Below are 24,892 nucleotides of genomic sequence, written 5' to 3'. Positions count from 1 at the left end.
AAGTTGTAATGAGAGAGACACGGGCGAACTAATTTATTCGTTCGTGTCCTTTTTAAAAGGAGTTTACGATATTGAAACGAAAAAAGTGGCTTAAAATAATCATTAGTCTGATTTCCTGCTTATTCATTGTTGATGTTCTTGCTGGTTTTTATTTTTATCATTTGGCGATTGAGCGTGGACCGAAGGAGTTTTTGCAAAATAATAGTGATTTAGAAGTGGCAGATGAAACGATGGATACATTTTTAAAAGGCGAGTGGATAAAATGGAAGGATGAACAGCCGTTTGTCGAAATGACAATGGAGAGTGACGATGGTATTACATTGCAAGGCTATTATTTAGCACAGGAGGAGGAAAGTGATAAGACGGTCATTTTCGGTCACGGATATTTAGGTAATGCATTGCAAATGAGTCTTTATGGAAAATATTATTATGAGGAACTCGGTTACAATTTATTTATGCCTAACTTCCGTGGGCATGGAAAAAGTGAAGGGGATTATTATGGATTCGGTTGGCATGATCGCCTTGATATGATCAAATGGATAGAAACGTTGGAAGGAACGTACGGAAAAAAGCAAATTGTTTTGCACGGATTATCGATGGGAGCTGCAACGGTATTAATGGTAAGTGGAGAAGATGTACCAGATGAGATAAAAGCGATCATTGCCGATAGCCCTTATACTTCGGTCTATGATTTATTTGGCTATCAAATGACGCGGATGTTCCATTTACCGAAAGAACCGATTTTAACGACAACGAGTATTGTGACAAAATTAAGAGCGAATTATAGCTTACGAGAAGCTTCTGCTTTAAAACAAGTGAAAAAGGCTACTGTTCCAATTTTGTACATAGTAGGGGAAGCAGATACATTCGTTCCCGCTGAAATGACCGATGTATTGTTTGAGGCTACGAGCAGTGAGAAAGAACTCGTTACATTTCCGAAGGCAAATCATGGTGAAGCTGGAGTGATGTATGAGGCAAAATTCATGGCTACCGTTACAGAGTTCTTACATAAATATGTAGAGGAATAAGCGAAACAAAAAAAGGACGAATTTCCTTAAAGGGTTATTCGTCCTTTTGAATCAAAATAAATTTAAGCTAGTTTTACTGAAATATTTGCATCTTTTTCATATGTTTCTTGTAGTAAAGTCGAAACAGGACCAGGTTTTCCATCCTGAATCATTTTGCCGTCTACTTCAATAATTGGCGATACCTCTGAGTTACTACTCGTTAAAAACATTTCATCCGCCTCATGAATATCGTCTAATGTAAACGCCTCTTCTATAAATGGAATATCTAATTTTTCACAAAATTCTTTTACTGCCATTCGTACACAACCATTTAAAATGCGATTTGTAGCTGGATGTGTGTATACTTTGCCATTTTTTACTAAATATACGTTTGAGGAAGCACACTCTGTTACAACCCCATTAATATGTTGAATCGCTTCATAACATCCTTTTTCAGCTGCTGCCTGTTTTGCTAAAACGTTCGGTAATAAATTTAAACTTTTAATATAGCAATTTTTCCAGCGAATATCTTCCACGATAATCGTACGAACACCATTTGTTACATTGTCAATATTACGGGGTTGCTTCTGAATATATGCATATAGATTTGGTTCCATATCTGTAGGGAAGTGGTGAATTCTCGTCCCTGAACCACGTGAAACTTGTAAATATATGAAACAATCTTCTTCCACGTTGTTTCGCTCAATTAATTCTTTTAATAAAGAGGATAATGTTTCTTTCTCTATTTTTAAATCAATTTTAATAGCAGCTAATGAACGGTACAAACGGTCGACATGCGACTCGAACAAGTAAGGCTCCCCATTATATACGCGAATTACTTCGTATACTCCATCACCAAACTGTAATGCTCGTTCTTCATACGGAAAATGTAAACTGTCTTTGTGCACGAACTTATCTTGTGAAAGAATAATAGAATAAGTTGACACGTCATCATTCCTCTCTTCATATAGTCAATTTTATTTTACAATTAAAAAAGGATAATGTAAATTACTACAAGGGTATTCATTTTATAGACTGGAGGTGGGAGTTATGCAATTCGAACAATTAAAAGAAGATATTAAACAACATGCAAAGGAAATCGGAATTGACAAAATTGGTTTTACGACAGCGGATGTATTTACATCGTTGAAACAACGTTTAATTGACCATGAACGATTAAATTATAGTTCAGGATTTGAAAAAGGAACGGTGGAAGAGCGTACAGAACCGAGACGTTTATTTCCAGAAGCACAGTCGATTATTTCGATTGCAATTGCCTACCCATCTAAAATAAAAAATCCACCTAAAAATAAAAAAGATGCATATCGAGGGATTTTTTGCCGTGCATCGTGGGGAGAAGATTATCATCATGTCTTACGCGATCGTTTGCAACTATTAGCAAATTATATAGGAAATCGTGTAGCAGATTTTAATTATAAAATTATGGTTGATACAGGAGAATTAAGTGATCGTTCTGTCGCTGAACGAGCTGGAATTGGTTTTATCGGAAAAAATACATTACTCATCACAGAGGAATATGGTTCGTTCGTTTATTTAGGAGAAATGATAACGAATATTCCTTTTACAGAAGATGAACGAGTGGAAGATGGTTGTGGAGATTGTAATATTTGTCGCACAGCTTGTCCGACTGGTGCGCTTGTAGGAGAACGAACATTAAATGCCCAAATGTGTCTTGCATATCAGACGCAGACTAAACAAATGTTACCAGATATGTTTCGTTCAAAAATTGGAACGAGAATATATGGTTGTGATACGTGCCAAGCAGTATGTCCGAAAAATAAGGGAATCGACTTTCATTTACATGAAGAGTTTGAACCGGACGGAGAAGTAGCTAAACCTTTACTAAAACCGATGTTGACGATGTCGAATCGTGAATTAAAAGAGAAATTTGGCCATGTATCCGGTTTTTGGCGTGGGAAAAACCCATTACAAAGAAATGCCATTATTGCATTAGCGCATTTTAAAGACGATACATCGATTGAATTATTGATCGATATAATAAAAAATGATGTTCGACCGGTTATCCGTGGAACGGCTGCATGGGCTTTAGGAAAAATTGGAACCGAAGAAGCGGAGAACGCTCTAAAAATAGCATTGGAAAAAGAAAAAGAAGCGATTGTTTTAGAAGAAATTAAAAAAGGGTTAACTTTAATAAGCGAAAAAAGTAAATAACTTTACGTAGTCGATTGATAATGATATGATTTTTAACGGATTTGTATATATAATCAATCATGATAATGGAAAGTTATATGAAAGAAGGTTCACAAGTGGGATTGCATATTGTATTATATCAACCAGAAATTCCGGCTAATACTGGAAATATAGCAAGGACATGTCTTGCGACGAACACGACTTTACATTTAATTCATCCGTTAGGTTTTTCAACAGATAATAAAATGTTAAAGCGTGCAGGTTTAGATTACTGGAAAAACGTGAATGTAATAGAATATGAAACGATTTTTGATTTATATAATCAATATAAAGATGGAATATTTTATTATATTGAAAATTTTGGTGAGCAATATTATACCGATTATGACTTTGGTAATGTGGAAGAAGAAATCTTTTTTGTTTTTGGAAAAGAGACGACAGGCATTCCAAAGGAACTTATTGAAGGAAATGAAGAACGCTGTTTACGCGTACATATGAGTGAACATGTTAGGTCTTTAAACTTATCTAACACTGCAGCAATTATTATATATGAAGCTCTTAGACAACAAGGTTTTCCAAATATAAAATAAAATCGTCATGCAATATACATTACATGACGATCCTATTATTGATTATTTGTTGGTACGCCTGGTTTTGATTCATATGCTGAAGTTAGGCAAGCTGTTACAAACGTAACGCAAAGAGCTAAGATTAATGCTAATTTCATCACATTCATCCTCCTTTGAGTTAGGAACTTTCTTAACATATATATTATAACTTTTATTCTTGTTTTTGTGAAATCATTTCATATAAGATGAGTAATTTTAACCAAAAATCTTATGAAAATGAACTGATTGTATGTAAAAAAATCGTAATTTTTTAATGTATTACCCGTATGTTTTAACAAAATATTCAAAAATTATAGGATTTTTTCACTGTTTATTGAAATAAGATAGCGATTTCATTTGACAATTATACTTTTTAAGTGTTATTAGTTGCTCTACTTTCAAGACAGTTCTATAATGTACATGAGTAAATCATTCCGTAGTGAACGGGTAAAGTCAATATCTAATGGGGGTATAAGACGTGGCACAAAGTGCAAAGCCGAACGGCAAAATATGGAATAGTTTTTATGGTCCAAACATGGGATATGTAGAAGAACAATATGATTTATATAAAGAGGATCCAAGCTTAGTTGATCCTACTTTAAAAACAATGTTTGATACACATGGTGCCCCTGAGTGGATGGGTCATAAAGGTAGTGGAGACGTTGTTTCAGAAGGTATTTCAAGTGCGGATGTGAGAAAGATTACTTCAGCAATGAAGTATATGGACGCAATTCGTCGTCACGGTCATTTAAAAGCTGATATTTATGCAGTTGGCGGATGGCATGAAGAAACAGATTTATTAAATCAAGATAAGTACGGTATTACAGATGAAGATTTAAAGAATATTCCAGCGTCATGGTTGTGGGATAAAGCTCCTGCAAACATCGAAACTGGATATGATGTTGTGCAAACTTTACTAAAAATTTATACAGGTAAAGTATCATTTGAGTATGATCATGTAAATAGTAATGAAGAGCGTGAATGGTTATTAAATCGCATTGAATCAGAAGAATTAAATCTTAACTTAAATGCGGAAGAAAAGAAACAATTATTACATCGTTTAATTGAAGTAGAAGGATTTGAACAGTTCTTACAGAAAACGTTCGTAGGACAAAAACGTTTTTCTATTGAAGGTTTAGAGTCGATGGTTCCTGTATTAGATCGAATCGTTAAATCAGCAAATGATGATAAAATTGAACATATTATGATGGGAATGGCACACCGTGGACGTTTAAGCGTATTAGCTTACGTGTTAGGAAAGCCATTAGATAAAATTTTCTCTGAATTCCACCATGCACCAGATAAGGAGTTAATGCCATCTGAAGGATCAATGGGTATTAACTATGGTTGGACAGGAGATGTTAAATATCACTTTGGTGCTACTAGAATCGTAGAAAACGATGATGCATCTACACGTGTACATTTAGCACATAACCCATCACATTTAGAATTTGTGAATCCAGTAGTTGCTGGGAAGACGAGAGCGGTTCAAGATGATCGTTCTGAAAAAGGGTATCCGAAACAAGATTTAAGTAAAGCAACAAGTGTATTAATCCATGGAGATGCGGCGTTTATTGGAGAAGGAATTGTCCCTGAAACATTAAACTTAAGTAACTTAAAAGGGTACCGTGTTGGTGGAACATTACACATCATTGCAAACAACTTAGTTGGATTTACAACAGATAGACGTGATTCACGTTCTACACGTTATACGAGTGATTTAGCTAAAGGATATGAAATTCCTATCATTCGTGTAAACGCAGACGATCCAATTGCTTGTATGAAAGCAATTCAGCTTGCATATGATTACAACCAAACATTTAAGAAAGACTGTGTCATCGACTTAGTTGGTTACCGTCGTTATGGACATAACGAAATGGATGAACCAAGATCTACACAGCCTGCTTTATATCGCGAAATTGACCAACATCCAACTGTAACAGAAATTTTCGGTTCGCAGTTAAAAGAAGAAGGTCTTCTAACAGATGAAGAAATTCAGGCTATGAAAGATAATCATCAAAAAGAATTGCAAACAATTTACGATAGCATGAAGGAAAATCCTTTAGCAGGAATTTCTGAATTAAATATGCCAGATTACTTAGCGAATAGCATTGATGACTATGAAACTGCTGTTCCATTAGAAGATCTGAAAAAACTAAACGCAGACCTATTAAAACGTCCGGACGACTTTAATGGATTTAAACGTTTAAACCGCGTGTTCAAACGTCGCGAAAACATTTTAGAAGAAGGACAAAAAGCAGATTGGGGAGAAGGAGAAGCATTAGCTTTCGCATCCATTGTGAAAGACGGAACTCCAATTCGTATCACAGGTCAAGATTCAGAGCGTGGTACTTTCGCACACCGCCACTTAGTATTGTATGATACTGAAACGGGTGAGAAATACTGTCCAATGCACGGATTAGATGATGCAAATGCGTCATTTGATATTTATAATAGCCCATTATCTGAAACTGCTGTATTAGGATTCGAATATGGTTATAGTATTCAATCACCAGAAACTTTAGTTATTTGGGAAGCACAGTTTGGAGACTTCGCTAACGTAGCACAAGTAATTTTTGATCAATTTATTTCTTCTGCACGAGCGAAATGGGGCGATAAATCGAATATGGTTATCCTGTTACCTCATGGATATGAAGGGCAAGGACCAGAGCACTCTAGTGCACGTTTAGAGCGTTATTTACAGATGGCAGGAGAAAACAACTGGATCGTTGCAAACGTAACGTCATCTGCTCAATTCTTCCACTTATTACGCCGTCAAGCGCAAATGCGCGGATCAGAAGAAGCGCGTCCATTAGTAGTTATGTCACCTAAGAGTTTATTACGTAACGAACGTGTCGCATCACCTGCTGAAGAGTTTACAAATGGTAAATTTATGCCTTTACGTAACCAACCTAACTTAAAAGTAAGCAAGAAAAATGCGAAACGATTATTATTAGGTTCTGGTAAAATCATGGTCGATATTGAGGAAGCAATTGAAAATTCGGAGGATAAATTTGACTGGTTACGTGCAATGCGTGTAGAACAGTTATATCCATTCCCGCAAGATCAATTGAAAAAAGAAATCGAACAATTACCTAATTTAGAGGAAATTGTTTGGGTTCAAGAAGAACCTAAAAATATGGGAAGCTGGCGTTATGTTTTAGAATATTTACGTGAGCTTACTAAAGACGGAGTAAAAATCCGTTATGTTGGTCGCCCTGAGAGAGCTGCAACTTCAGTAGGGGAGCCAAATGTTCATAAAGTAATCCAAGAAAAAGTCGTGAATGAAGCGATTAATCCAGCAAAGGGAGGAAATAATAGTGAAGGAAATTAAAATTCCAGAACTAGCTGAATCAATTACAGAAGGTACGATAGCTGAATGGCTTGTACAACCAGGAGACAAAGTAGAAAAAGGGGATCCGGTTGTAGAATTAGAAACGGACAAGGTAAACGTTGAGGTTAACTCTGACTATGCAGGTGTTATTGTTGAAGTACTTGCAGAAGAAGGAGACGACGTAAGTGTTGGGGACGCTATTGCAAAAGTAGACGAAAGTGGTTCAGAAGCAGCTGCACCATCTACGGAAGCGCCGGCAGCTGAAGAGAAAAAAGAAGAAGCGGCACCAGCAGAAGCGCCTAAACAAGAAGCACAAGAGGAAGTTGTTGCAACAGAAGCTGGAGATGTTATTGCATCACCTGCTGCTAGAAAATTAGCTCGTGAATTAAACATTGATTTATCACAAGTGAAAGCACAAGATCCTTTAGGTCGTATTCGTCCAGAAGACGTAGAGGCTGCAAACAATGCAGCTAAATCTGCACCAGCAGCTCCAGCGAAGAAACAAGCTGCAGCTACTGAGACAGCTCAACAGTTTGAAAAACCTGTACGTGTAGAAAAAATGAGCCGTCGTCGTCAAACAATCGCTAAACGTTTAGTAGAAGCTCAACACGAAGCTGCGATGTTAACTACGTTTAACGAAATCGACATGACAGCAATCATGAACTTACGTAAAGAGCGTCAAGAAGGATTCGTGAAGAAAAATGATATTAAATTAGGTTTCATGTCATTCTTTACAAAAGCTACTGTAGCTGCATTAAAAGAATTCCCATTATTAAATGCGGAAATTGACGGAACTGATTTAATCGTAAAAGAATTCTACGATATCGGTATTGCAGTATCTACAGAAGGTGGATTAGTTGTACCAGTTGTACGCGATGCAGACAAATTAGACTTTGCAGGAATTGAGAAAGAAATCGTTCGTTTAGGAACATTAGCAAGAGATAACAAATTAGGATTAGATGATTTACAAGGTGGATCATTCTCAATCACTAACGGTGGTATCTTCGGATCTATGTTATCAACTCCTATCCTAAATGCTCCACAAGTTGGTATTTTAGGAATGCACAACATCGTTAAACGTGCAGTTGTTATGCCTGATGATACAATCGAAGTTCGTCCGATGATGTACTTAGCATTATCTTACGACCACAGAATTGTAGACGGAAAAGAAGCAGTTCAGTTTTTAGTACGTATCAAAGAAATGCTAGAAGATCCATACGACTTATTATTACAAGGTTAATAAATATAAACTAGGATATGTGGACCCCAACCCCCACTTATCCTAGTTTTTTTATGTGAAGAAATTTTTTATTGAAAAAATTTGCTAAATAGATTATTGTTAGTAATGGATTAACCGTATAAATAAGAGAAAGTATACATACATTTGTACAGAATGAAAAATTAGGAGAGAGAATATATAATGCAGGAGAAAAGTATATTATTTACTGGTGGAGGAACTGCGGGCCACGTTATTGTTAACTTAGCACTTATACCATACTTTCATGAGCAAGGATGGAAAATAAGTTATATCGGTTCTAAAGATGGAATTGAACGTGAATTAGTTGGAGATATTCCATATGTTGACTATTATCCTATCTCAACAGGGAAATTAAGACGTTATATGTCGATTGAAAATTTTAAAGATCCTTTTAAAGTATTAAAAGGAATTGCAGATGCTGCACGTGTGATACGTAAAACGAAGCCACAAATCATTTTTTCAAAAGGTGGGTTTGTTTCAGTTCCAGTTGTTATTGCAGCGAAATTAAAACGTGTACCAACGATTATTCACGAATCAGATTTAACTCCTGGATTAGCGAATAAATTAGCATCCCCTTTTGCAAAGAAAGTTTTAACTACATTCCCTGAAACAGTTAAATACATTAAGGGAGATAAAGCAAAACATGTCGGTGCCGTTGTACGTGAACATTTATTTACCGGAACACGAAGCAGTGGATATGAATTAACTGGATTTAATGAGGGAAAAACGACCTTACTTATTATGGGGGGGAGTATCGGTTCACAAAAAATTAATGACATAATTCGTGAAAATTTAGATATTTTATTAAAGACATATCAAATTGTGCACATATGTGGTAAAGGCAATGTGGATGAAACATTCAAAAGAGCAGGCTATGTACAGTACGAATATGTGCATGATGAATTAAGTGATCTATTTGCGATAACGGATATTGTATTATCACGAGCAGGATCAAATGCTATTTTTGAATTTTTGGCATTGAATATTCCAATGTTATTGATTCCATTGTCATTAGCTGCTAGCCGTGGCGATCAAATTGATAATGCGAAATCATTTGAACGTCAAGGGTATGCACATGTACTATTTGAAGAAAATATGACAGATAGCACGCTTTTACAAGCGATAACAAGATTAACAGAAGAGGCGGAAACTTTAAAAGAAAATTTACAAGTGGAAAATAGTGAACTTGCTCGTCGTGAAGTGATTCAACTTATTGAATCAATGGCCAAAAAATAAAAATGAACCTTTCATAGAAAAAATTATCTATGAAAGGTTTTTATATGGGGAAAAATGGGAATATAATAAAATAACTTTACTTGGAATGAAAAAGTAGAAACGAAGTTATGTAGATATATGTCGAATGATGAAGGATAATTCTGAAAGCGTATACATATTTAAGTTAAACCACCCTATACGCGTTGTTATGTCAGTATATACGGTTATATAGCGTTTGAGATTTATGTGTGTAATCGATAAACTAAATATATATTTCTGTGTCAAAGTAGAGAGGGGAGAAAATTAGTGAAAAAGAAAATTGGAATATGCATAACCGCGTTTGTTTTAGTTCTATTAGCCGCATGTGGAAATAGCAACAGTAATGGAAATGATGACGGAAAATCGAAAGAAATTGACAAAATTATTTTCGCTGATGCTGGTTGGGATAGTATTCGTGTACATAATAGTATCGCCCAATTTATTTTAGAAAATGGATATGGTTATGACACGGATGTTATTGCAGGTTCGACAGCAACAACGTTCGAAGGATTACGTAAAGGTGATATAAATGCGTATATCGAAGTTTGGACAGATAATATTAAAGAAGTTTATGAAGAAGCAATTGATTCAGGCGATGTTGAAAAAGTAGCTGTAAACTTCAATGATAATGACCAAGGATTATACGTACCGGCTTATGTCATTGAAGGGGACGAGAAAAGAGGGATTGACCCATTAGCACCAGATTTAAAAACAGTAGAAGATTTAAAGAAATATCCGGACGTATTTAAAGACCCAGAGGATCCAAAAAAAGGAAGAGTTATTAATGCTCCAAGTGGATGGGAAGTTGAAAAAGTTATTACAGATAAATTTGATACGTACGGTTTAGAAGAAACGTTTAATAATTTTTTACCAGGATCAGATGCAGCGATTGTAGCTTCTTTAGTAGATGCTTATAATAAGGGACAAGGTTGGGTCGGCTATTATTGGTCACCGACAGCGATTACAGCAAAATATGATTTAATTTTATTAGAAGAAGATCCATATGATGAAGAACAGTGGAATGAAGATCGTAGTACAGAATTTCCTCCAAATGATGTAGTTGTTGCAGTACACAAAGATTTACGAGATCAAGCACCTGATGCGGTAGAGTTTTTAAGTAAATATGAAACGAGTAGTGAACTGACAGAAGCAGCATTAAATTATATGGAAGAAAATGAAGCTGATAATGATGAAGCTGCAATTTGGTGGATGAATGAGTATGAAGATATTTGGACGGAATGGGTAGATGACGAAGTTGCTGAAAAAGTAAAAGAAGCATTATAAATTAAAAAAGCAGCTAACTGTAGTTAGTTGCTTTTTTTTGAACACCGATGAAAAGGATGTGAATGAGTATGGGTGGATTTCCAGATATTACGACAGAACTTGGAATATATGTAGAAAATTTCGTAAATTATGTGGCAACGACATTTGAAAAGTTTTTTAATTTAATTTTCTTTATCGCTTCTAAAACGATTAATGCGATCGATGACTTTTTAGTATGGTTACCGTGGTGGGTGTTTATTTTAATAATCGTTTTATTAGGATGGTATTTCCGTTCTTTATTAGCAGGATTGACATTCGGATTTTTTATTTTTTTAATAGGGACGTTTGGGTTATGGGAAGATATGATGACGACAATTGCAATAATTGTAACATCTGTAGCTATATCGCTTATTATTGGAATTCCTATCGGGATCTGGATGGCCTTTAATAAGGCAGTATCTAGTATCGTTAGACCGATATTAGATGCGATGCAGACGATGCCAAGTTTTGTATATTTAATTCCGGCGATTTTCTTCTTTGGTTTAGGAAACGTGTCAGCGATTTTTGCGACATTAATATATGCGGTACCGCCAGTTATTCGTTTAACAGAACTAGCCATTCGTGGTGTACCAAAAGAGGTTATTGAATCTGCAGAATCATTTGGTTCATCCAAGGGGCAAATGTTACGGAAAGTACAATTACCTCAAGCATTACCAACAATTATGGCTGGAGTAAACCAGACGACGATGATGGCTTTAGCGATGGTCGTTATCGCATCGATGGTAGGTGCATCAGGTTTAGGAGAGCAAGTATTAATTTCGATTAACCGAATCGATATTGCGTTAGGATTTGAAGCGGGAATTAGTATTGTATTTTTAGCCATTATTATTGATCGAATTACAAATGGTGTAGCAGATAGATTTCAAAAGCATCGGAGGGTTGGCAGATGACAGAACCTCAAATCAAATTAGAACATGTATCAAAAATATTTGGTCCGAAACCGAAATCGATTATCCCACTTATTCAAGAAGGAAAATCAAAAGAAGAAATTTTAGAAGAAACAGGTCATACAGTTGGGGTCTATGATGCTTCTTTAGAAATAAAGAAAGGGGAAGTATTCGTAGTCATGGGGCTTTCTGGAAGCGGGAAGTCGACATTGATTCGTTGCTTTAATTTTTTAAATGTGCCGACAGATGGTGCGGTATATATTGATGGAGAAGACTTAATGCAATGTTCGAAGGACCGTTTAAAAAGAATTCGACAAGAAAAAATTGCGATGGTATTCCAACATTTTGGATTGTTTGATCACCGAACAGTTTTGGCAAATGTGGAGTACGGGTTAGAAATTCGTAAAATGTCAAAACTCGAACGTCGTGATATTGCGATGAAATATATTGAATTAGTCGGTTTAAAAGGATATGAACATCAATATCCTTCACAATTATCAGGTGGAATGCAACAACGTGTTGGTTTAGCACGTGCATTAACAAATGATCCAGATATTTTACTAATGGACGAACCATTTAGTGCATTGGATCCTTTAATTCGCCGTGAAATGCAATTAGAGTTAATAAAATTACAAAAACAATTACAAAAAACGATCGTTTTTATTACACATGATGTGAATGAGGCTTTTAAGATTGGTGATCGTATTGCGGTGATGAAGGATGGACATGTCGTTCAAATTGGTACTCCAGAAGAAATTATTGATGAACCTGCAAATGATTATATTGTCGATTTTACACAAGATATTGACCGATCCAAAGTATTACAAGCTAAACATATTTTAACTGAAACAAAAATTACGGTGAATATGAATGATCCAGTATCTTCGGCTATTCAAAAAATGGATCGTCATAGTATTTCAAGCATATTTGTCGTCAATGATATGGAACAAGTAGAAGGCATCATAACGATAGATGATGCAGTAAAGGCGGCTAAACGAAAAGAATCGATGGAGCATATTATAAAGAGAAATATCGAAGTTGTTCATGAGGAAGAATATGTTAGTGATATTATTCCGAAAACATTGGATACAAAATATCCATTAGCCGTTGTTAATGATGCTAGGAAGTTACAAGGAATCGTCTTAAAGGTTCACGTACTGTCTGGACTTATTTCTAGTGAAGAAAATAATGGTGCATAATATGCGATTTGAACCGTCTTATTTATATTAAAAAGGATTAGGGCATAAAATATTCATACGATTTTATGTCCCAATCCTTTTGTTATTTATTTTGCTTTTTCTTTGTCAATAGATACAATATCAACTTTTCCTGTATGTGGATCAATGACTAATCCATGAACTAATACGTGAGCAGGAAGTAATGGATGACCACGAATAATTTCTACACTCTGTGCAATAGATTCCTCTACTGTTTCAAAGCCATGAAACTCCTTATGGAAGTCAATACCAGAATACTCTAAAGCATTAAATGTCTCATCGGTAATTCCTTCTGAACGCATTTTTTCCATTAATGCTTTCGTATCAACGCAAGACATCCCACAGTCATGATGCCCAATCACAACAACCTCTTCTGCTTGTAAATTGTACACAGCAACTAAAATACTCTTCATAATGCTGTCAAAAGATTTACGAATAATTGCTCCAGCATTTTTTACCATCTTTGCATCTCCATTTTCGATGTTTAATGCTTTTGGTAAAAGTTCCACTAAACGTGATTCCATACAAGTGAAAACGACCATTTTCTTATTTGGAATTGATGTCGTTAAAAATTGTTCATAATTTTTATTGGCCACGAAATTTTCATTATATTCTAGCATTTTTTCTATTTGCATCTAGGGCACTTCCTTTCCAAAATCGTATAACAATCATATTATATCACAACAAAATAAATCTGTATGTTCATTACATTTAGGAATATTGTGAATGAAACGAAAATAAGAAATATTTAATATGTCATGGTAAAATAGATAGTAGTAAACGAATAGCGTGGTGATACGATTGACAGATAAAGAAAAAGAAACAAATCATCATGAAAATGAACAAGAAAAAGATATATATGAGGACAATATTATAGATGAAGATTTGTATGAGAAGTTTGAGGATGAAGAACTGTATGAGCTTGTACAAGAAGCACGAGAAAAAGCACTTGAAAGAGCGCGTATAAGGGAAGAAGAAAAGAAATCATACAGAAAGTTACCGCGTACATTTTATTGGTTAATTGCATTATTTTTGATGATGAATGTGCTCGCATTTTTACCACAAACGATTTCTATTCCAGCAGTTGAATTTATTAAAACGAGTGCAAAATTGTCGAAGCAGGAGAATATTAAGACGTATAAAAAATCGGTTGTCGTAATCGAAACAGATGGAGGAAGTGGAACGGGTTTTTCCATTAATGAACAAGGCGATATCTTAACGAATTATCATGTTATTGAAGGGTATCATAAAGTAACTGTAGCATTTCCAGAAAAAGGACTACATGTAGGAGAAGTGGTGGAAACGTATCCAGAGATTGACTTAGCATTGTTGCGATTAGAAGGAGATGATACTTTTCCATATTTACCATTAGCGGAAGAATTCGTTTTACATGAAGAGGAACATATTTATTTTATCGGTAATCCGCTCAGATTTACTGGAATTGCAAACGAGGGAAAAGTACTCGATTATATTTCAGTAAAGAAAAAACCATTACCTGTCGTCATGATGGATGCACCGGTATATCGGGGAAATAGTGGAAGTCCAGTAATTAATGAGGATGGATTAGTTATAGGTGTCGTTTATGCGACATTGGATCATGACGAAGCAGGCCGAGTTGGTTTGTTCATTCCGATTGATTACTTTGACATGTATCGTAAGTGAGAATCGTTTTTCGAAGTGCGTGATGAATATAAGAAAGTAAACAATGGTAATGAAACATAATATGTTTTTGTTCTATCGTGTAATAATACGCATATAAAAATCGATGAATTTTCTTTTCTAAAAAATGATCATCTGTACGTAACATCGTTATAAATAAACTATCCCAGTTATTCGCATGGACATCATATAATGACTTTTCATATTCAGTCATCGTATTCGCCTCCTTTTATATGTTAATATGAGCAAATAGATGAAAATGTTACTTGTATATGTGTGACAGAAATTCCATTTAATGTACTACATAAATCTTCTTTGTCGTTTCATACTAAAAGCAAAACGAAAAGGAGGATAAAACATGAAATGGAAATCGTTTTTCGTCATATTTACGGCATTTGTTTTAGTCGGGTGTGGAGGGATGAGCACGAAGGATGAAGAAAATCGTCCTGCAAATAATGGAGATAAGACGATAGAGAATACGCGATTTGAAGGCGATCAAGTGAGGAAATCACGTGACAACGATCGTAACCGAAACAATATCGGTGAAAATGTGAGTGACCGTTTAGAAGACAGAAATCGCCATAGTAATAATCGTGCATCAAATAATCGTCAAGATGAATATGATGTTTCAAAGGAAGCAGCAGATAAAATTGTTGCAGAAATCCCTGACATCGAACGTGCCTACGTATTAACATCTAATCGTAATGCGTATGTTGCAGCCCAATTGAATCGAAATGATTCAACAGAAGGAGATCATATTGCTAAAAATGATCGCCAAAATAACTCTACTGGAATGAATGTTCGCAATACGAATGATCGTAATGCAAAAAGCCGAACTGTAAATGAAGGCGATGCGAACGATCGTGGTACTGATAATCATATGGCGAACCGAAGAGACATTGACACGAATCGTTATGATGATGACCGTCAAGTCGAATCAGATGAAGTAAGCGATCAAGTTAAAAATAAGATCGCGGACATCGTTCAAGACGTGGACAATGATATTGATAATGTCTACGTATCAACAAGTCCAGACTTCTTAGATTTAGCGAATGATTATACGACAGATATGGATAACGGAAAACCAGTTCGTGGATTCTTTGATCAAATTGGTAATACGATCGAACGAATTTTCCCACAAAATAAACGATAAATGTACGAAGAAAAAACGAGTTTTTTATGAACTCGTTTTTTCTTTTTGCATAATATGGTACGATATGAAGGATAGCTTGAAAGGATGATGAATAATGACTAAAAACGTATTACAATACATAGAGGAAAATCGCTCCCTTTTATTAGATGAATTAATGGAATTTTTAGCTATTCCGAGTGTGAGTACAGATAGTTCATATAAAGAAGATGTTAAACATGCAGCACGCTTTGTAGAAGAGTATTTAAATGAAATAGGGTTTTCGAATGTTACTCAAATGGATACATCTGGTCATCCACTCGTATACGGTGAATATGTAGAAGCGGGTCCAGATAAACCGACAGTGTTATTTTATGGACATTATGATGTTCAACCGGTAGACCCTCTTGATGAGTGGGATAGTGACCCATTTGAAGCGATTGTAAAAGATGAACGTTTATATGCACGTGGTGCAAGTGATGATAAAGGTCAAGTTTTCATGCACTTAGCAGTTTTGAAAGCATATATGGAAGCAGAAGGATCTTTACCGATTAATGTGAAGGTATGTATTGAAGGAGAAGAAGAAATCGGTAGTGAAAATTTATACGACATTTTGCAAGCGAAAAAAGAATTGTTTCAAGCAGACCTCGTCGTTATTTCTGATTCGGGAATGGTTGCTAAAAATCAGCCGACAATTTTATACGGTTTAAAAGGGTTTACAGGTATTGAGATTAATGTAAAAGGACCTGACCAAGACTTACATTCAGGGCTTTACGGGGGAGCTGTTCGTAACCCATTAATGGCTTTGGCGCATATTTTATCTTCGATGAAAAATGAAGATGAAGTAGTCCTTGTCGATGGGTTTTATGACGGTGTTGAAGATTTAACAGAAGAAGAACGTGCATTAATCGCCGCGGTAAAAGGCGAAAATTATGAAGAAACGACTGGTGTGAAAGAGACCGTATCTGAAAAAGGTTACGATGCTAAAGAACATACGATGGCACGTCCAACGTTTGAAATTAATGGGTTGTATGGTGGATATCAAGGGGAAGGTTCTAAAACGATCATTCCTGCAACAGCAACAGCAAAAATTACTTGCCGTTTAGTACCTGGGCAGGACCCAGATCATATTCAACAACTTTTGAAAGAACATGTCGATAAAGTTGCACCATCTGGTGTAGAGGTAGAAGTACATTTAGAGAAACTTTCTTCTAAGGCATATAAGGTAGCACCAGATCATCCGTATATACAGTTAGCAGCAACATGTTATGAGAAAGCATTTGAGAAGGAAGCCGTGTTCGTCCGTATGGGAGGATCTATTCCTGTCGTAGAATGGTTAGATGAAATTTATCAAATTCCAATTATTTTATTAGGGTTTGGTACACCAGAAGATCGTCTCCATTCACCGAACGAAAGTTTCCCATTAGATAGTTTTGATAAAGGAATGGAGACAATCACATATTATTGGCATGAACTTGGTAATATGTAAAAGATGAGAGGGGATTACGATGACGATTGCAATTGTAACAGGGGCATCAAAAGGATTAGGAAAGTCAGTTGCTAAGTTTTTATTGGAGTCGAATATTGATGTATTTGGTGTAAGTCGGACGAATGATGAATCATTGGAAGAAGTTGCAGCACAAAGCGGTGCTACATATACTTTCTTTCCAACAGATTTAGCAAATATAGAAGATGTAAAAAAGACGATGGAACAAATAAAAGAAAAAGTATATGCCATGGATGGTCTTTCTCAAATGTATGTCGTCAACAATGCTGCAGTCGTAGAGCCAATAAAAAAGTCATTGCATATTTTACCAGAAGAATTAATGACACATTATCATGTGAATGTAGTAGCACCGATGATTTTGATGAATGAATTTTTACATGTATCAATGAAACGAGGCTTTCAATTAATTGGAGTAAATGTGACGAGTGGTGCAGCTGAATCACCGTATTATGGTTGGAGTGCTTATTGCAGTTCGAAGGCGAGCTTAAACATGTATACAAAAACAGTTGCATTAGAGCAAGAAAAATTAGGAACGAGTAATAAAGTTTTTGCATTCAGTCCTGGAAAAATGGATACTGAGATGCAAGGGGTAATCCGTTCGACAGATTATGAGCATTTTGTTGATGTAGATACGTTTAAACATTATAAACAGCAAAATATTTTATCAGACACAGAAGCGGTTGCCTCTGTATTAACAGATATTTTGACAGATGCCGCAACGATTGAAAATGGAAAAGTATATTATGTAAGAGATTATTTTTAAGGAGTTCCACTGTCTATAGTCAATCGCCCTAACTTCTTTTATGGATATTCATATGTTGTTAGTACATGAATGACATAGAAAGAAGGAGGCTATTCATAATGAGTAACGTAAACGAAGGGTATGCAGGTGGTTATTCCATCGTATTAGTGTTATTTATTTTGTTAGTAATTGTAGGGGCAATTTATATTGGACGAAATTACTGTTAAGACTGAAAGAAAGGGGCTAGTATCTATTGCTAGCTCCTTTTTTATGGAAGATCATTTTTTATAAAAAATGCATATTTTATGGTAAACTTAATAAAGGTAAAAATTTTGACTGAAAGGGTGTACGTTCGGTGATTACACGAAAGAGTAAACGTGAAATTGAAATGATGCAAGCAGCAGGAGACTTGCTTGTGAAAACACATAAAGAAATTGCGAAAATGATTAAACCAGGTATTACAACAATGGAAATTGAACATTTCGTTGAGGATTTTTTAAGGAAACATGGAGCAACACCAGAACAAAAAGGTTTCCAAGGGTATAAGTATGCAACATGTGCTTCCATTAATGATGAAATTTGTCACGGTTTTCCAAGAAATGAAAAATTAGAAAACGGTGATATTGTTACGATTGATATGGTCGTTAATTTAAATGGTGGGTTAGCAGACTCAGCATGGACATATGAAGTCGGAGAAGTAGATGAAAAAGGAAAGCGACTTATGGAAGTAACGAAAAAGGCGTTATATTTAGGAATCGAACAAGCTCAGGTTGGAAATCGTATTGGCGATATTGGTCATGCGATTCAAACGTATGCAGAAGGAGAAGGCTTTTCCGTTGTACGTGAATTTACAGGACATGGTATCGGACCAACGATTCATGAACCACCACATATTCCGCATTTTGGTGATCCTAACAAAGGGCTACGCTTAAAGGAAGGTATGGTTATTACGATTGAACCGATGATCAATGAAGGCGATTGGAAAAGTAAAATGGATGACAATGGATGGACAGCTCGTACAGTAGATGGCGGTCGTTCTGCACAATACGAACATACATTAGCAATCACCAAAGACGGTCCAATCATCATAACAGAACAAGACGAATAATTTTTCGTCGCTCATATTGGAGGGTCCGAAATTGGCAAATGGGACAAAACAAATAGAACCATCTGCACGAAGCCAAGCCGTAGCTATGTTTCAAGAAGGAATTCAAGCTGGATTTCCGATTATTTTAGGCTATATTCCAGTTGCGATTACGTTTGGCGTTCTCGCAGCACAATCTGGCATGTCTTTATTAGAAATAACGTTAATGAGTGCCCTCGTATATGCAGGTGCTAGCCAATTTATGGGAGTAAATATGATCGCCGCAAGTGCAGGCATGATAGAAATTGTCGTTGCGACCTTCGTATTAAATTTCCGGCATTTTGTCATGGGTTTATCTTTTATGAATGAAGTTCGGGATAGTTTTTCATTCAAAGGAAAACTTGGTCTTTCTTTAACATTAACAGATGAAGTCTTCGCAGTATCATCGATCCGCAATGAAAACATACATAAGAAACATGGTATTTATTTTTATTTAGCGATTTATATTATTGCTTATTTGAGTTGGGTGTTTGGTTCTTTTTTAGGTGGTTTATTAGGAGAAGTCATCCCCGAACAATTAAGTCAAAGTATGGGAATAGCTTTGTATGCCTTGTTTATAGGATTGCTCATTCCAACGGTGAAAAAGGAAGTGAAATTTGGCTTCATAGCGATTTTTGCGATGCTCGTAAATCTTATCGCTAGTCAATTTTTCAGTAGTGGTTGGGCAATTGTTCTCGGAACTGTGATCGGTGGATTAAGCGGAGTTTATTTTTTAAAGGAGAAAAAATAAATGGTACTCTTCATTATTATTGGGATGGCGTTAGCGACGATTATTCCACGCATTATCCCTGTATTTATCGTCAATAAGTTAATGTTTAAAGAATGGGTGAATAATTGGCTCAGGGCAATTCCATATGCTGCATTAGGTGCGCTTATTTTTCCAGGAATTTTATCTGTCATCGATGGCAAGCCACATATCGGGATTCTCGGTGGCATCGTTGCAGTTATTTTAGCGTATGTTGGATTAAATGTTGTCATTGTTGTAGTTGGCGCAATTGCAACGGTATTTTTATTAACGATGTAACAATATACAAATGTAAAAGTCTCGCAAAGATTGTGCGAGGCTTTTTTATATGGCTGTTGATGTGGGATGTAGCTGTCAATTTGGGATGTGGTGGAGCGTTCAATCAGGGAAATTGCGTTTTAAGGTGCGCTGGTTTGTTCTATCGTCGCTTAAAAATGAAAAATCGTGATTTCAAGGACGCTGGTATGTTCTATCTTCCCTGAAAATAGAAAAATCGTGAATTCAAGGACGCTGGGTCGTTCTACCGTCCCTGAAAATAGAAAAATCGTGATTTCGAGGACGCTGGGTCGTTCTACCGTCCCTGAAAAATAAAAAGTCGTGAATTCAAGGACGCTGTATCGTTCTACCGTCCCTGAAAAATAAAAAATCGTGATTTCGAGGACGCTGCATTGTTCTATCGTCCCTGAAAAATAAAAAATCGTGATTTCGAGGACGCTGCATCGTTCTATCGTCCCTGAAAAATAAAAAATCGTGATTTCGAGGACGCTGCATCGTTCTACCGTCCCCGAAAATAGAAAAATCGTGAATTCGAGGACGCTGGGTCGTTCTATCGTCCCTGAAAATAGAAAAATCGTGAATTCGAGGACGCTGGGTCGTTCTATCGTCCCTGAAAATAGAAAAATCGTGAATTCGAGGACGCTGTATCGTTCTATCGTCCCTGAAAAATAGAAAAATCGTGAATTCAAGGACGCTGGGTCGTTCTATCGTCCCCGAAAATAGAAAAATCGTGAATTCAAGGACGCTGGGTTGTTCAACCATCTCTGAAAACAGAAAAAATGCGATTTCAATTAAGCAAGCCCATCTTTTCTCACCCCAGAAATCTATCCCCCATCCATCCCAAAATTAACTACGATACACGAATATAAAAATACCACTGGAGCATAATACAAATACTTCTGTCGAAAAAGGAGCAGGAATGTTATGAAGACAATGGAAAGAGAAAAACGTTGGGCAATCGTCGCATTAGCATCTGTACCACTCATTATGACTTTAGGAAATTCAATGCTCATTCCAATTTTGCCTGTAATGGAAGAGAAAATTTCTATCTCTAAACTGCAATCGAGTTATATTATTACCGTGTATTCCATTGTTGCAATCATTTGTATTCCAATCGCAGGTTATTTATCGGACAGATTTGGGAGAAAAGTGATTATCGTCCCGGCGTTAATTATTGCCGGAATAGGTGGATTAATTGCCGGAATTGCAGCATGGAAAATGGAAAATCCTTTCACCTTCATCATCATTGGGAGAATTTTACAAGGAATTGGTGCTTCCGGTGCAATGCCAATTGTCTTTCCGTTAATCGGAGATATGTTTAACAAAGAAGAAGCGAGTGCTACACTTGGTGTAATCGAAACTTCGAATACAGTTGGAAAAGTGTTAAGCCCAATTTTAGGAGCAGCATTAACAGCAGTCATTTGGTTTTTACCATTTCTGGCTATTCCGTTTTTCTGTGCTATTTCGCTATTGCTAATTATTTTTTTAATTAAAAAGAAAGAAGAAAAAGAAGAGGAAAAAATTACGTTTGCAATATATTGGGAAAAAGTGAAAAAGACATTTCAAGCACATAAAAAATGGCTCATTGCAATTTTTATTATCGGAGCAATTTTAATGTTTATTTTATTTGGTTTTTTATTTTATTTGTCGAGCCTTCTCGAGGACGATTTTCATATAAAAGGCGTGAAAAAAGGATTATTATTAGCTATCCCACTTTTAGCGTTGTCGATTGCTTCTTACATAACTGGAAAGAAAATTGGAAATGATATTGTAAAAATGAAATGGATTATTTTTATCGGTACCGTAATTTCTGGTGCATCTGTCACAGTTTTATCGCTAGAACGTCATTTTATTTACGTTATTATTATTTTTTTAGTATGTGGAGCAGGAATTGGTATTGCACTTCCATGCTTAGATGCACTCATTACGAATAGTTTAGAAAAAAATGTATTAGGTGCCATCACGTCAATCTACAGTGCGATGCGATTTATCGGCGTTGCAGCTGGCCCTCCAATCATTGCAATTTTGATGAAAAAGACATTAATTTCGATCGTTATTTTATTTACATGTTTAGCAATTATTACAGCAATTCTTGCATTTGTTTGTATTAAACCAGAAAAGAAAAGTATTTAATTATTGCAATAATTCTGATAATTGTGCATAATATATGTAAAGGAGCTAAAAGGGGGCGTCTTCCATGAAAAAGCAAAAGACAAACTATCATATTTATCGTTACAAAGGAAAAATGTTGGAGGCTAAAAAGGAAGCACCGTTCGATATTTCAATAACGGCTCGTTTACTATTAGACCAACTCTGTTATGAATGGAATAAAGAGCATCTTCAAAAGCAAATTGATATTGCGCTTGATGAAGGTGATCACGATAAATTTATGCAGTTAAGCGAACAATATCGTTCTTATTTATTACATTAATTTGGAACATGTGGGGAGATATGGACTTATGCCATATCTCTTTTTATATGGAAAAAAACAGTTGAAATAAAGATATAGACCGTTTGTAAGGGCTTTCTGTAATGTGAGGAGATTTCAGTACATTTCATCTCAAATCTTTGTTACAATAGGTACGAAGCAACATAATAATAATTACGGTCCATAGGGAGGAATAAAGTGATGGATTATCGTATTGAACGAGATACTATCGGGGAAATTAAAGTACCAGCAGATAAGTTTTGGGGTGCGCAAACACAGAGAAGTAAACAAAATTTCCCAATCGGTCATGAAACTATGCCAGTGGAAATTATTAAAGCATTTGCTATTACGAAAAAAGCATCTGCCATTGCAAACACTGACTTAGGGTTATTAGAAAGTGAAAAAGCAGAAGCGATCGCATATGCAGCAGACAAAATTATAGCAGATGAATTAACAGAACATTTTCCATTAGTCGTATGGCAAACAGGTAGTGGGACACAGTCAAACATGAATGTAAACGAAGTAATTGCACATGTTGGAAATAAGTTTTTACAAGAAAAAGGTAGTGATTTAATATTACACCCGAACGATGATGTAAACAAATCACAGAGTTCAAATGATACATACCCTACAGCATTACACGTTGCAGTGGTATTAAAATTAGAAGATACAGTACTTCCTGCTTTACGCGTATTAAAAGATTCAATTAATGTGAAAGCGGAAGCATTTAAAGATGTCGTGAAAATTGGTCGTACACATTTACAAGATGCGACACCAATCACTTTAGGACAAGAAATGAGCGGTTGGCACCGTATGTTAGAAAAGACTGAAAAAATGATCCAAGAAAGTGCGGATCATTTAAAAGATTTAGCAATCGGTGGAACAGCGGTCGGAACAGGATTAAACGCACATCCAGATTATGCAGAAAAAACGTGTGCAGAGATTTCAAACATTACTGGTAAGGCATTCCGTTCTGAGCCAGTGAAATTCCACTCATTAACGAGCTATGATGAAACGGTATATGCACATGGTGCTTTAAAAGCATTAGCGGCTGACTTAATGAAAGTTGCAAACGATGTTCGTTGGTTAGCAAGTGGCCCACGTTCAGGATTGGGTGAAATTATTATTCCTGCGAACGAACCTGGAAGTTCTATTATGCCTGGTAAAGTGAATCCGACACAGAGTGAAGCATTAACGATGGTCGTTACTCAAGTTATGGGAAATGATGCATCCATCGGGTTTGCAGCGAGCCAAGGTAACTTTGAATTAAATGTATTCAAACCAGTAATTGCATTCAACTTCTTACAGTCTGCACAGTTACTTGCAGATGGAATGTTATCGTTTGAAGAGCGTTGTGTACGTGGAATTGAGCCAAACTATGAAAAAATTGATCAATTCTTAAATGACTCTTTAATGTTAGTTACTGCATTAAATCCACATATAGGATATGAAAATGCAGCGAAAATTGCTAAAACAGCTTACGAAGAGAACTCAACATTAAAAGCGACAGCTGTTAAGTTAGGTTTATTAACGGAAGAAGAATTCGACAAATATGTTGTGCCTGAAAATATGATCGGGACAATTAAAGAATAGAATGAAAAAGAATGAGACGAGCCAATGTGCTTTCGTCTCATTCTTTTTTTAACGATGAAATAAAACTAATCTTGCATTTGGAGCTACGAAGCGGTGTGTATGTTCTTCATAACCTTTCTCTTTGAGCATTTGTTCTGCTAAAGTTCTTCCTTCTGCATCATTGCTCGCTTGAATCGTTTCATCTAATAATTTTTCTCCACTTTTTTCAAATACTGTTAGCACGTAGTCGCTCATCATTATTCCTCCTAAGAAAAATATGTAGTACATCCATTATGCCATGAAAGCGCTTATATTTGAAGTTTTACATATGTTTTTATTTTTTTGTAAAGTCACCTTGACATTTTGCCATTAAATATTTTATACTTTATATAAAGTTACCTTGACAAAAGGAGCGGAATTACGAAAGTGAAAAACAGAATAAGAGAGTTACGGAAAGAACAAAAATGGACACAAGAAGCTTTAGCGAAAGCGGTTGGTGTATCACGCCAGTCAATAGTCGCGATAGAAGTAGGGAAGTATAACCCTTCTTTAGAGCTAGCATTTAAAATATCTTCTGAATTTGGACTTCCAATTGAAGAAATATTTATATTTGAAGGAGATGAGACGTAG

25 protein-coding genes are annotated in these 24,892 nt (G+C 35.8%); 21 read left to right on the top strand and 4 right to left on the bottom strand.

Translation table 11 applies throughout. From position 1 onward, the window contains the following. Positions 1–71 precede the first annotated feature (71 nt). Positions 72–1,028 carry an alpha/beta hydrolase gene (locus SPD45_RS08670; protein ID WP_336267355.1) on the top strand — a complete coding sequence of 319 codons (957 nt, stop codon included), beginning with the start codon at positions 72–74 and terminating at the stop codon, positions 1,026–1,028. A gap of 62 nt (positions 1,029–1,090) precedes the next feature. Here SPD45_RS08670 and dat read toward each other — a convergent pair whose 3' ends face one another. Further along, positions 1,091–1,954: a D-amino-acid transaminase gene (dat, locus tag SPD45_RS08665; protein WP_336267354.1), complete on the bottom strand. Its 864-nt coding sequence runs from the start codon at positions 1,952–1,954 to the stop codon at positions 1,091–1,093. 103 nt (positions 1,955–2,057) lie between these two features. Here dat and queG point away from each other — a divergent pair, with 103 nt between their 5' ends. The 8 genes from queG to SPD45_RS08625 all read left to right on the top strand — a co-directional run bounded on the left by queG (position 2,058) and on the right by SPD45_RS08625 (position 13,042). Further along, positions 2,058–3,200, top strand: coding sequence for a tRNA epoxyqueuosine(34) reductase QueG (gene queG / locus SPD45_RS08660; protein WP_336267353.1), 1,143 nt, complete (start codon positions 2,058–2,060; stop codon positions 3,198–3,200). Positions 3,201–3,295: 95 nt separating this feature from the next. Beyond that, positions 3,296–3,769: a tRNA (cytidine(34)-2'-O)-methyltransferase gene (locus tag SPD45_RS08655; RefSeq protein ID WP_336267352.1), complete on the top strand. Its 474-nt coding sequence runs from the start codon at positions 3,296–3,298 to the stop codon at positions 3,767–3,769. Positions 3,770–4,265: 496 nt separating this feature from the next. Then, positions 4,266–7,121, top strand: a complete 2,856-nt coding sequence (locus SPD45_RS08650; protein ID WP_336267351.1) for a 2-oxoglutarate dehydrogenase E1 component — start codon at positions 4,266–4,268, stop codon at positions 7,119–7,121. Next, a complete protein-coding gene (gene odhB / locus SPD45_RS08645; protein WP_336267350.1) occupies positions 7,108–8,361 on the top strand; it encodes a 2-oxoglutarate dehydrogenase complex dihydrolipoyllysine-residue succinyltransferase in 1,254 nt (417 codons plus the stop codon). Before SPD45_RS08650 ends, odhB begins: the two co-directional genes overlap by 14 nt. Positions 8,362–8,541: 180 nt before the next feature. Continuing rightward, positions 8,542–9,615: an undecaprenyldiphospho-muramoylpentapeptide beta-N-acetylglucosaminyltransferase gene (locus tag SPD45_RS08640; protein WP_336267349.1), complete on the top strand. Its 1,074-nt coding sequence runs from the start codon at positions 8,542–8,544 to the stop codon at positions 9,613–9,615. Positions 9,616–9,900: 285 nt separating this feature from the next. Beyond that, complete coding sequence (locus SPD45_RS08635; RefSeq protein WP_336267348.1) at positions 9,901–10,917, top strand: ABC transporter substrate-binding protein; 1,017 nt, start codon at positions 9,901–9,903, stop codon at positions 10,915–10,917. Between the two features lie 68 nt (positions 10,918–10,985). Then, positions 10,986–11,846 carry an ABC transporter permease gene (locus SPD45_RS08630; RefSeq protein WP_336267347.1) on the top strand — a complete coding sequence of 287 codons (861 nt, stop codon included), beginning with the start codon at positions 10,986–10,988 and terminating at the stop codon, positions 11,844–11,846. Then, the gene (locus SPD45_RS08625; RefSeq protein ID WP_336267346.1) at positions 11,843–13,042 is read left to right on the top strand and encodes a quaternary amine ABC transporter ATP-binding protein; all 1,200 of its coding nucleotides are present in this window, start codon (positions 11,843–11,845) and stop codon (positions 13,040–13,042) included. The genes SPD45_RS08630 and SPD45_RS08625 overlap by 4 nt, the downstream gene beginning before the upstream one ends. A gap of 86 nt (positions 13,043–13,128) precedes the next feature. Here the strand turns inward: SPD45_RS08625 and SPD45_RS08620 are convergent, their stop codons facing one another. Next, on the bottom strand, positions 13,129–13,695 hold the full coding sequence (locus SPD45_RS08620) for a beta-class carbonic anhydrase (RefSeq protein ID WP_336267345.1): 567 nt from the start codon (positions 13,693–13,695) through the stop codon (positions 13,129–13,131). Between the two features lie 166 nt (positions 13,696–13,861). On the opposite strand from SPD45_RS08620, the gene SPD45_RS08615 reads away from it, so the two are divergent. After that, the gene (locus tag SPD45_RS08615; protein WP_336267344.1) at positions 13,862–14,722 is read left to right on the top strand and encodes a S1 family peptidase; all 861 of its coding nucleotides are present in this window, start codon (positions 13,862–13,864) and stop codon (positions 14,720–14,722) included. Here SPD45_RS08615 and SPD45_RS08610 read toward each other — a convergent pair. After that, positions 14,685–14,933 carry a YhdB family protein gene (locus SPD45_RS08610; RefSeq protein ID WP_336267343.1) on the bottom strand — a complete coding sequence of 83 codons (249 nt, stop codon included), beginning with the start codon at positions 14,931–14,933 and terminating at the stop codon, positions 14,685–14,687. The genes SPD45_RS08615 and SPD45_RS08610 overlap by 38 nt on opposite strands. 144 nt (positions 14,934–15,077) lie before the next feature. Here SPD45_RS08610 and SPD45_RS08605 point away from each other — a divergent pair, with 144 nt between their 5' ends. The 10 genes from SPD45_RS08605 (at position 15,078) to fumC (ending at position 24,283) form a co-directional block, all read left to right on the top strand. Then, positions 15,078–15,872, top strand: coding sequence for a YhcN/YlaJ family sporulation lipoprotein (locus tag SPD45_RS08605; protein WP_336267342.1), 795 nt, complete (start codon positions 15,078–15,080; stop codon positions 15,870–15,872). A 94-nt stretch (positions 15,873–15,966) separates the two neighbouring features. Continuing rightward, on the top strand, positions 15,967–17,337 hold the full coding sequence (locus SPD45_RS08600; protein WP_336267341.1) for a dipeptidase: 1,371 nt from the start codon (positions 15,967–15,969) through the stop codon (positions 17,335–17,337). 19 nt (positions 17,338–17,356) lie between these two features. Then, positions 17,357–18,118 (top strand): (S)-benzoin forming benzil reductase, encoded by a 762-nt coding sequence (locus SPD45_RS08595; protein WP_336267340.1) that lies wholly within the window; start codon positions 17,357–17,359, stop codon positions 18,116–18,118. 98 nt (positions 18,119–18,216) lie between these two features. Beyond that, positions 18,217–18,324, top strand: coding sequence for a YjcZ family sporulation protein (locus SPD45_RS08590; protein ID WP_336267339.1), 108 nt, complete (start codon positions 18,217–18,219; stop codon positions 18,322–18,324). Between the two features lie 128 nt (positions 18,325–18,452). Further along, positions 18,453–19,205, top strand: a complete 753-nt coding sequence (gene map / locus SPD45_RS08585; RefSeq protein ID WP_336267338.1) for a type I methionyl aminopeptidase — start codon at positions 18,453–18,455, stop codon at positions 19,203–19,205. Positions 19,206–19,236: 31 nt separating this feature from the next. Then, positions 19,237–19,971, top strand: coding sequence for an AzlC family ABC transporter permease (locus SPD45_RS08580; RefSeq protein WP_336267337.1), 735 nt, complete (start codon positions 19,237–19,239; stop codon positions 19,969–19,971). Continuing rightward, the gene (locus tag SPD45_RS08575) at positions 19,972–20,265 is read left to right on the top strand and encodes an AzlD domain-containing protein (protein WP_336267336.1); all 294 of its coding nucleotides are present in this window, start codon (positions 19,972–19,974) and stop codon (positions 20,263–20,265) included. A gap of 921 nt (positions 20,266–21,186) precedes the next feature. Next, positions 21,187–22,395: an MFS transporter gene (locus SPD45_RS08570; protein ID WP_336267335.1), complete on the top strand. Its 1,209-nt coding sequence runs from the start codon at positions 21,187–21,189 to the stop codon at positions 22,393–22,395. 64 nt (positions 22,396–22,459) lie between these two features. Continuing rightward, on the top strand, positions 22,460–22,693 hold the full coding sequence (locus SPD45_RS08565) for an IDEAL domain-containing protein (protein ID WP_336267334.1): 234 nt from the start codon (positions 22,460–22,462) through the stop codon (positions 22,691–22,693). A 198-nt stretch (positions 22,694–22,891) separates the two neighbouring features. Beyond that, the gene (fumC, locus tag SPD45_RS08560; RefSeq protein WP_336267333.1) at positions 22,892–24,283 is read left to right on the top strand and encodes a class II fumarate hydratase; all 1,392 of its coding nucleotides are present in this window, start codon (positions 22,892–22,894) and stop codon (positions 24,281–24,283) included. A 48-nt stretch (positions 24,284–24,331) separates the two neighbouring features. Here fumC and SPD45_RS08555 read toward each other — a convergent pair whose 3' ends face one another. Beyond that, the gene (locus tag SPD45_RS08555; protein ID WP_336267332.1) at positions 24,332–24,517 is read right to left on the bottom strand and encodes a YhzD family protein; all 186 of its coding nucleotides are present in this window, start codon (positions 24,515–24,517) and stop codon (positions 24,332–24,334) included. Positions 24,518–24,688: 171 nt separating this feature from the next. On the opposite strand from SPD45_RS08555, the gene SPD45_RS08550 reads away from it, so the two are divergent. Continuing rightward, positions 24,689–24,892 carry a helix-turn-helix transcriptional regulator gene (locus SPD45_RS08550; protein WP_336267331.1) on the top strand — a complete coding sequence of 68 codons (204 nt, stop codon included), beginning with the start codon at positions 24,689–24,691 and terminating at the stop codon, positions 24,890–24,892.

It is taken from the genome of Pseudogracilibacillus sp. SO10305 (assembly GCF_037072005.1).
Classification (GTDB): domain Bacteria; phylum Bacillota; class Bacilli; order Bacillales; family Amphibacillaceae; genus Pseudogracilibacillus; species Pseudogracilibacillus intestinigallinarum.
Note: the sequence above shows the minus strand (reverse complement) of the source record. Positions and strands in the feature narration are given on the sequence as shown.

Excerpts from the sequence above, each read along its gene's own strand:
- SPD45_RS08620 (WP_336267345.1), bottom strand. The coding sequence starts at position 13,695 with ATGCAAATAGAAAAAATGCTAGAATATAATGAAAATTTCGTGGCCAAT.
- SPD45_RS08575 (WP_336267336.1), top strand. The coding sequence starts at position 19,972 with ATGGTACTCTTCATTATTATTGGGATGGCGTTAGCGACGATTATTCCA.
- SPD45_RS08605 (WP_336267342.1), top strand. The coding sequence starts at position 15,078 with ATGAAATGGAAATCGTTTTTCGTCATATTTACGGCATTTGTTTTAGTC.
- SPD45_RS08610 (WP_336267343.1), bottom strand. The coding sequence starts at position 14,933 with ATGACTGAATATGAAAAGTCATTATATGATGTCCATGCGAATAACTGG.
- SPD45_RS08625 (WP_336267346.1), top strand. The coding sequence starts at position 11,843 with ATGACAGAACCTCAAATCAAATTAGAACATGTATCAAAAATATTTGGT.
- SPD45_RS08640 (WP_336267349.1), top strand. The coding sequence starts at position 8,542 with ATGCAGGAGAAAAGTATATTATTTACTGGTGGAGGAACTGCGGGCCAC.
- SPD45_RS08570 (WP_336267335.1), top strand. The coding sequence starts at position 21,187 with ATGAAGACAATGGAAAGAGAAAAACGTTGGGCAATCGTCGCATTAGCA.
- queG (WP_336267353.1), top strand. The coding sequence starts at position 2,058 with ATGCAATTCGAACAATTAAAAGAAGATATTAAACAACATGCAAAGGAA.
- SPD45_RS08590 (WP_336267339.1), top strand. The coding sequence starts at position 18,217 with ATGAGTAACGTAAACGAAGGGTATGCAGGTGGTTATTCCATCGTATTA.
- SPD45_RS08595 (WP_336267340.1), top strand. The coding sequence starts at position 17,357 with ATGACGATTGCAATTGTAACAGGGGCATCAAAAGGATTAGGAAAGTCA.
- fumC (WP_336267333.1), top strand. The coding sequence starts at position 22,892 with ATGGATTATCGTATTGAACGAGATACTATCGGGGAAATTAAAGTACCA.
- SPD45_RS08565 (WP_336267334.1), top strand. The coding sequence starts at position 22,460 with ATGAAAAAGCAAAAGACAAACTATCATATTTATCGTTACAAAGGAAAA.
- SPD45_RS08600 (WP_336267341.1), top strand. The coding sequence starts at position 15,967 with ATGACTAAAAACGTATTACAATACATAGAGGAAAATCGCTCCCTTTTA.
- SPD45_RS08630 (WP_336267347.1), top strand. The coding sequence starts at position 10,986 with ATGGGTGGATTTCCAGATATTACGACAGAACTTGGAATATATGTAGAA.
- SPD45_RS08555 (WP_336267332.1), bottom strand. The coding sequence starts at position 24,517 with ATGAGCGACTACGTGCTAACAGTATTTGAAAAAAGTGGAGAAAAATTA.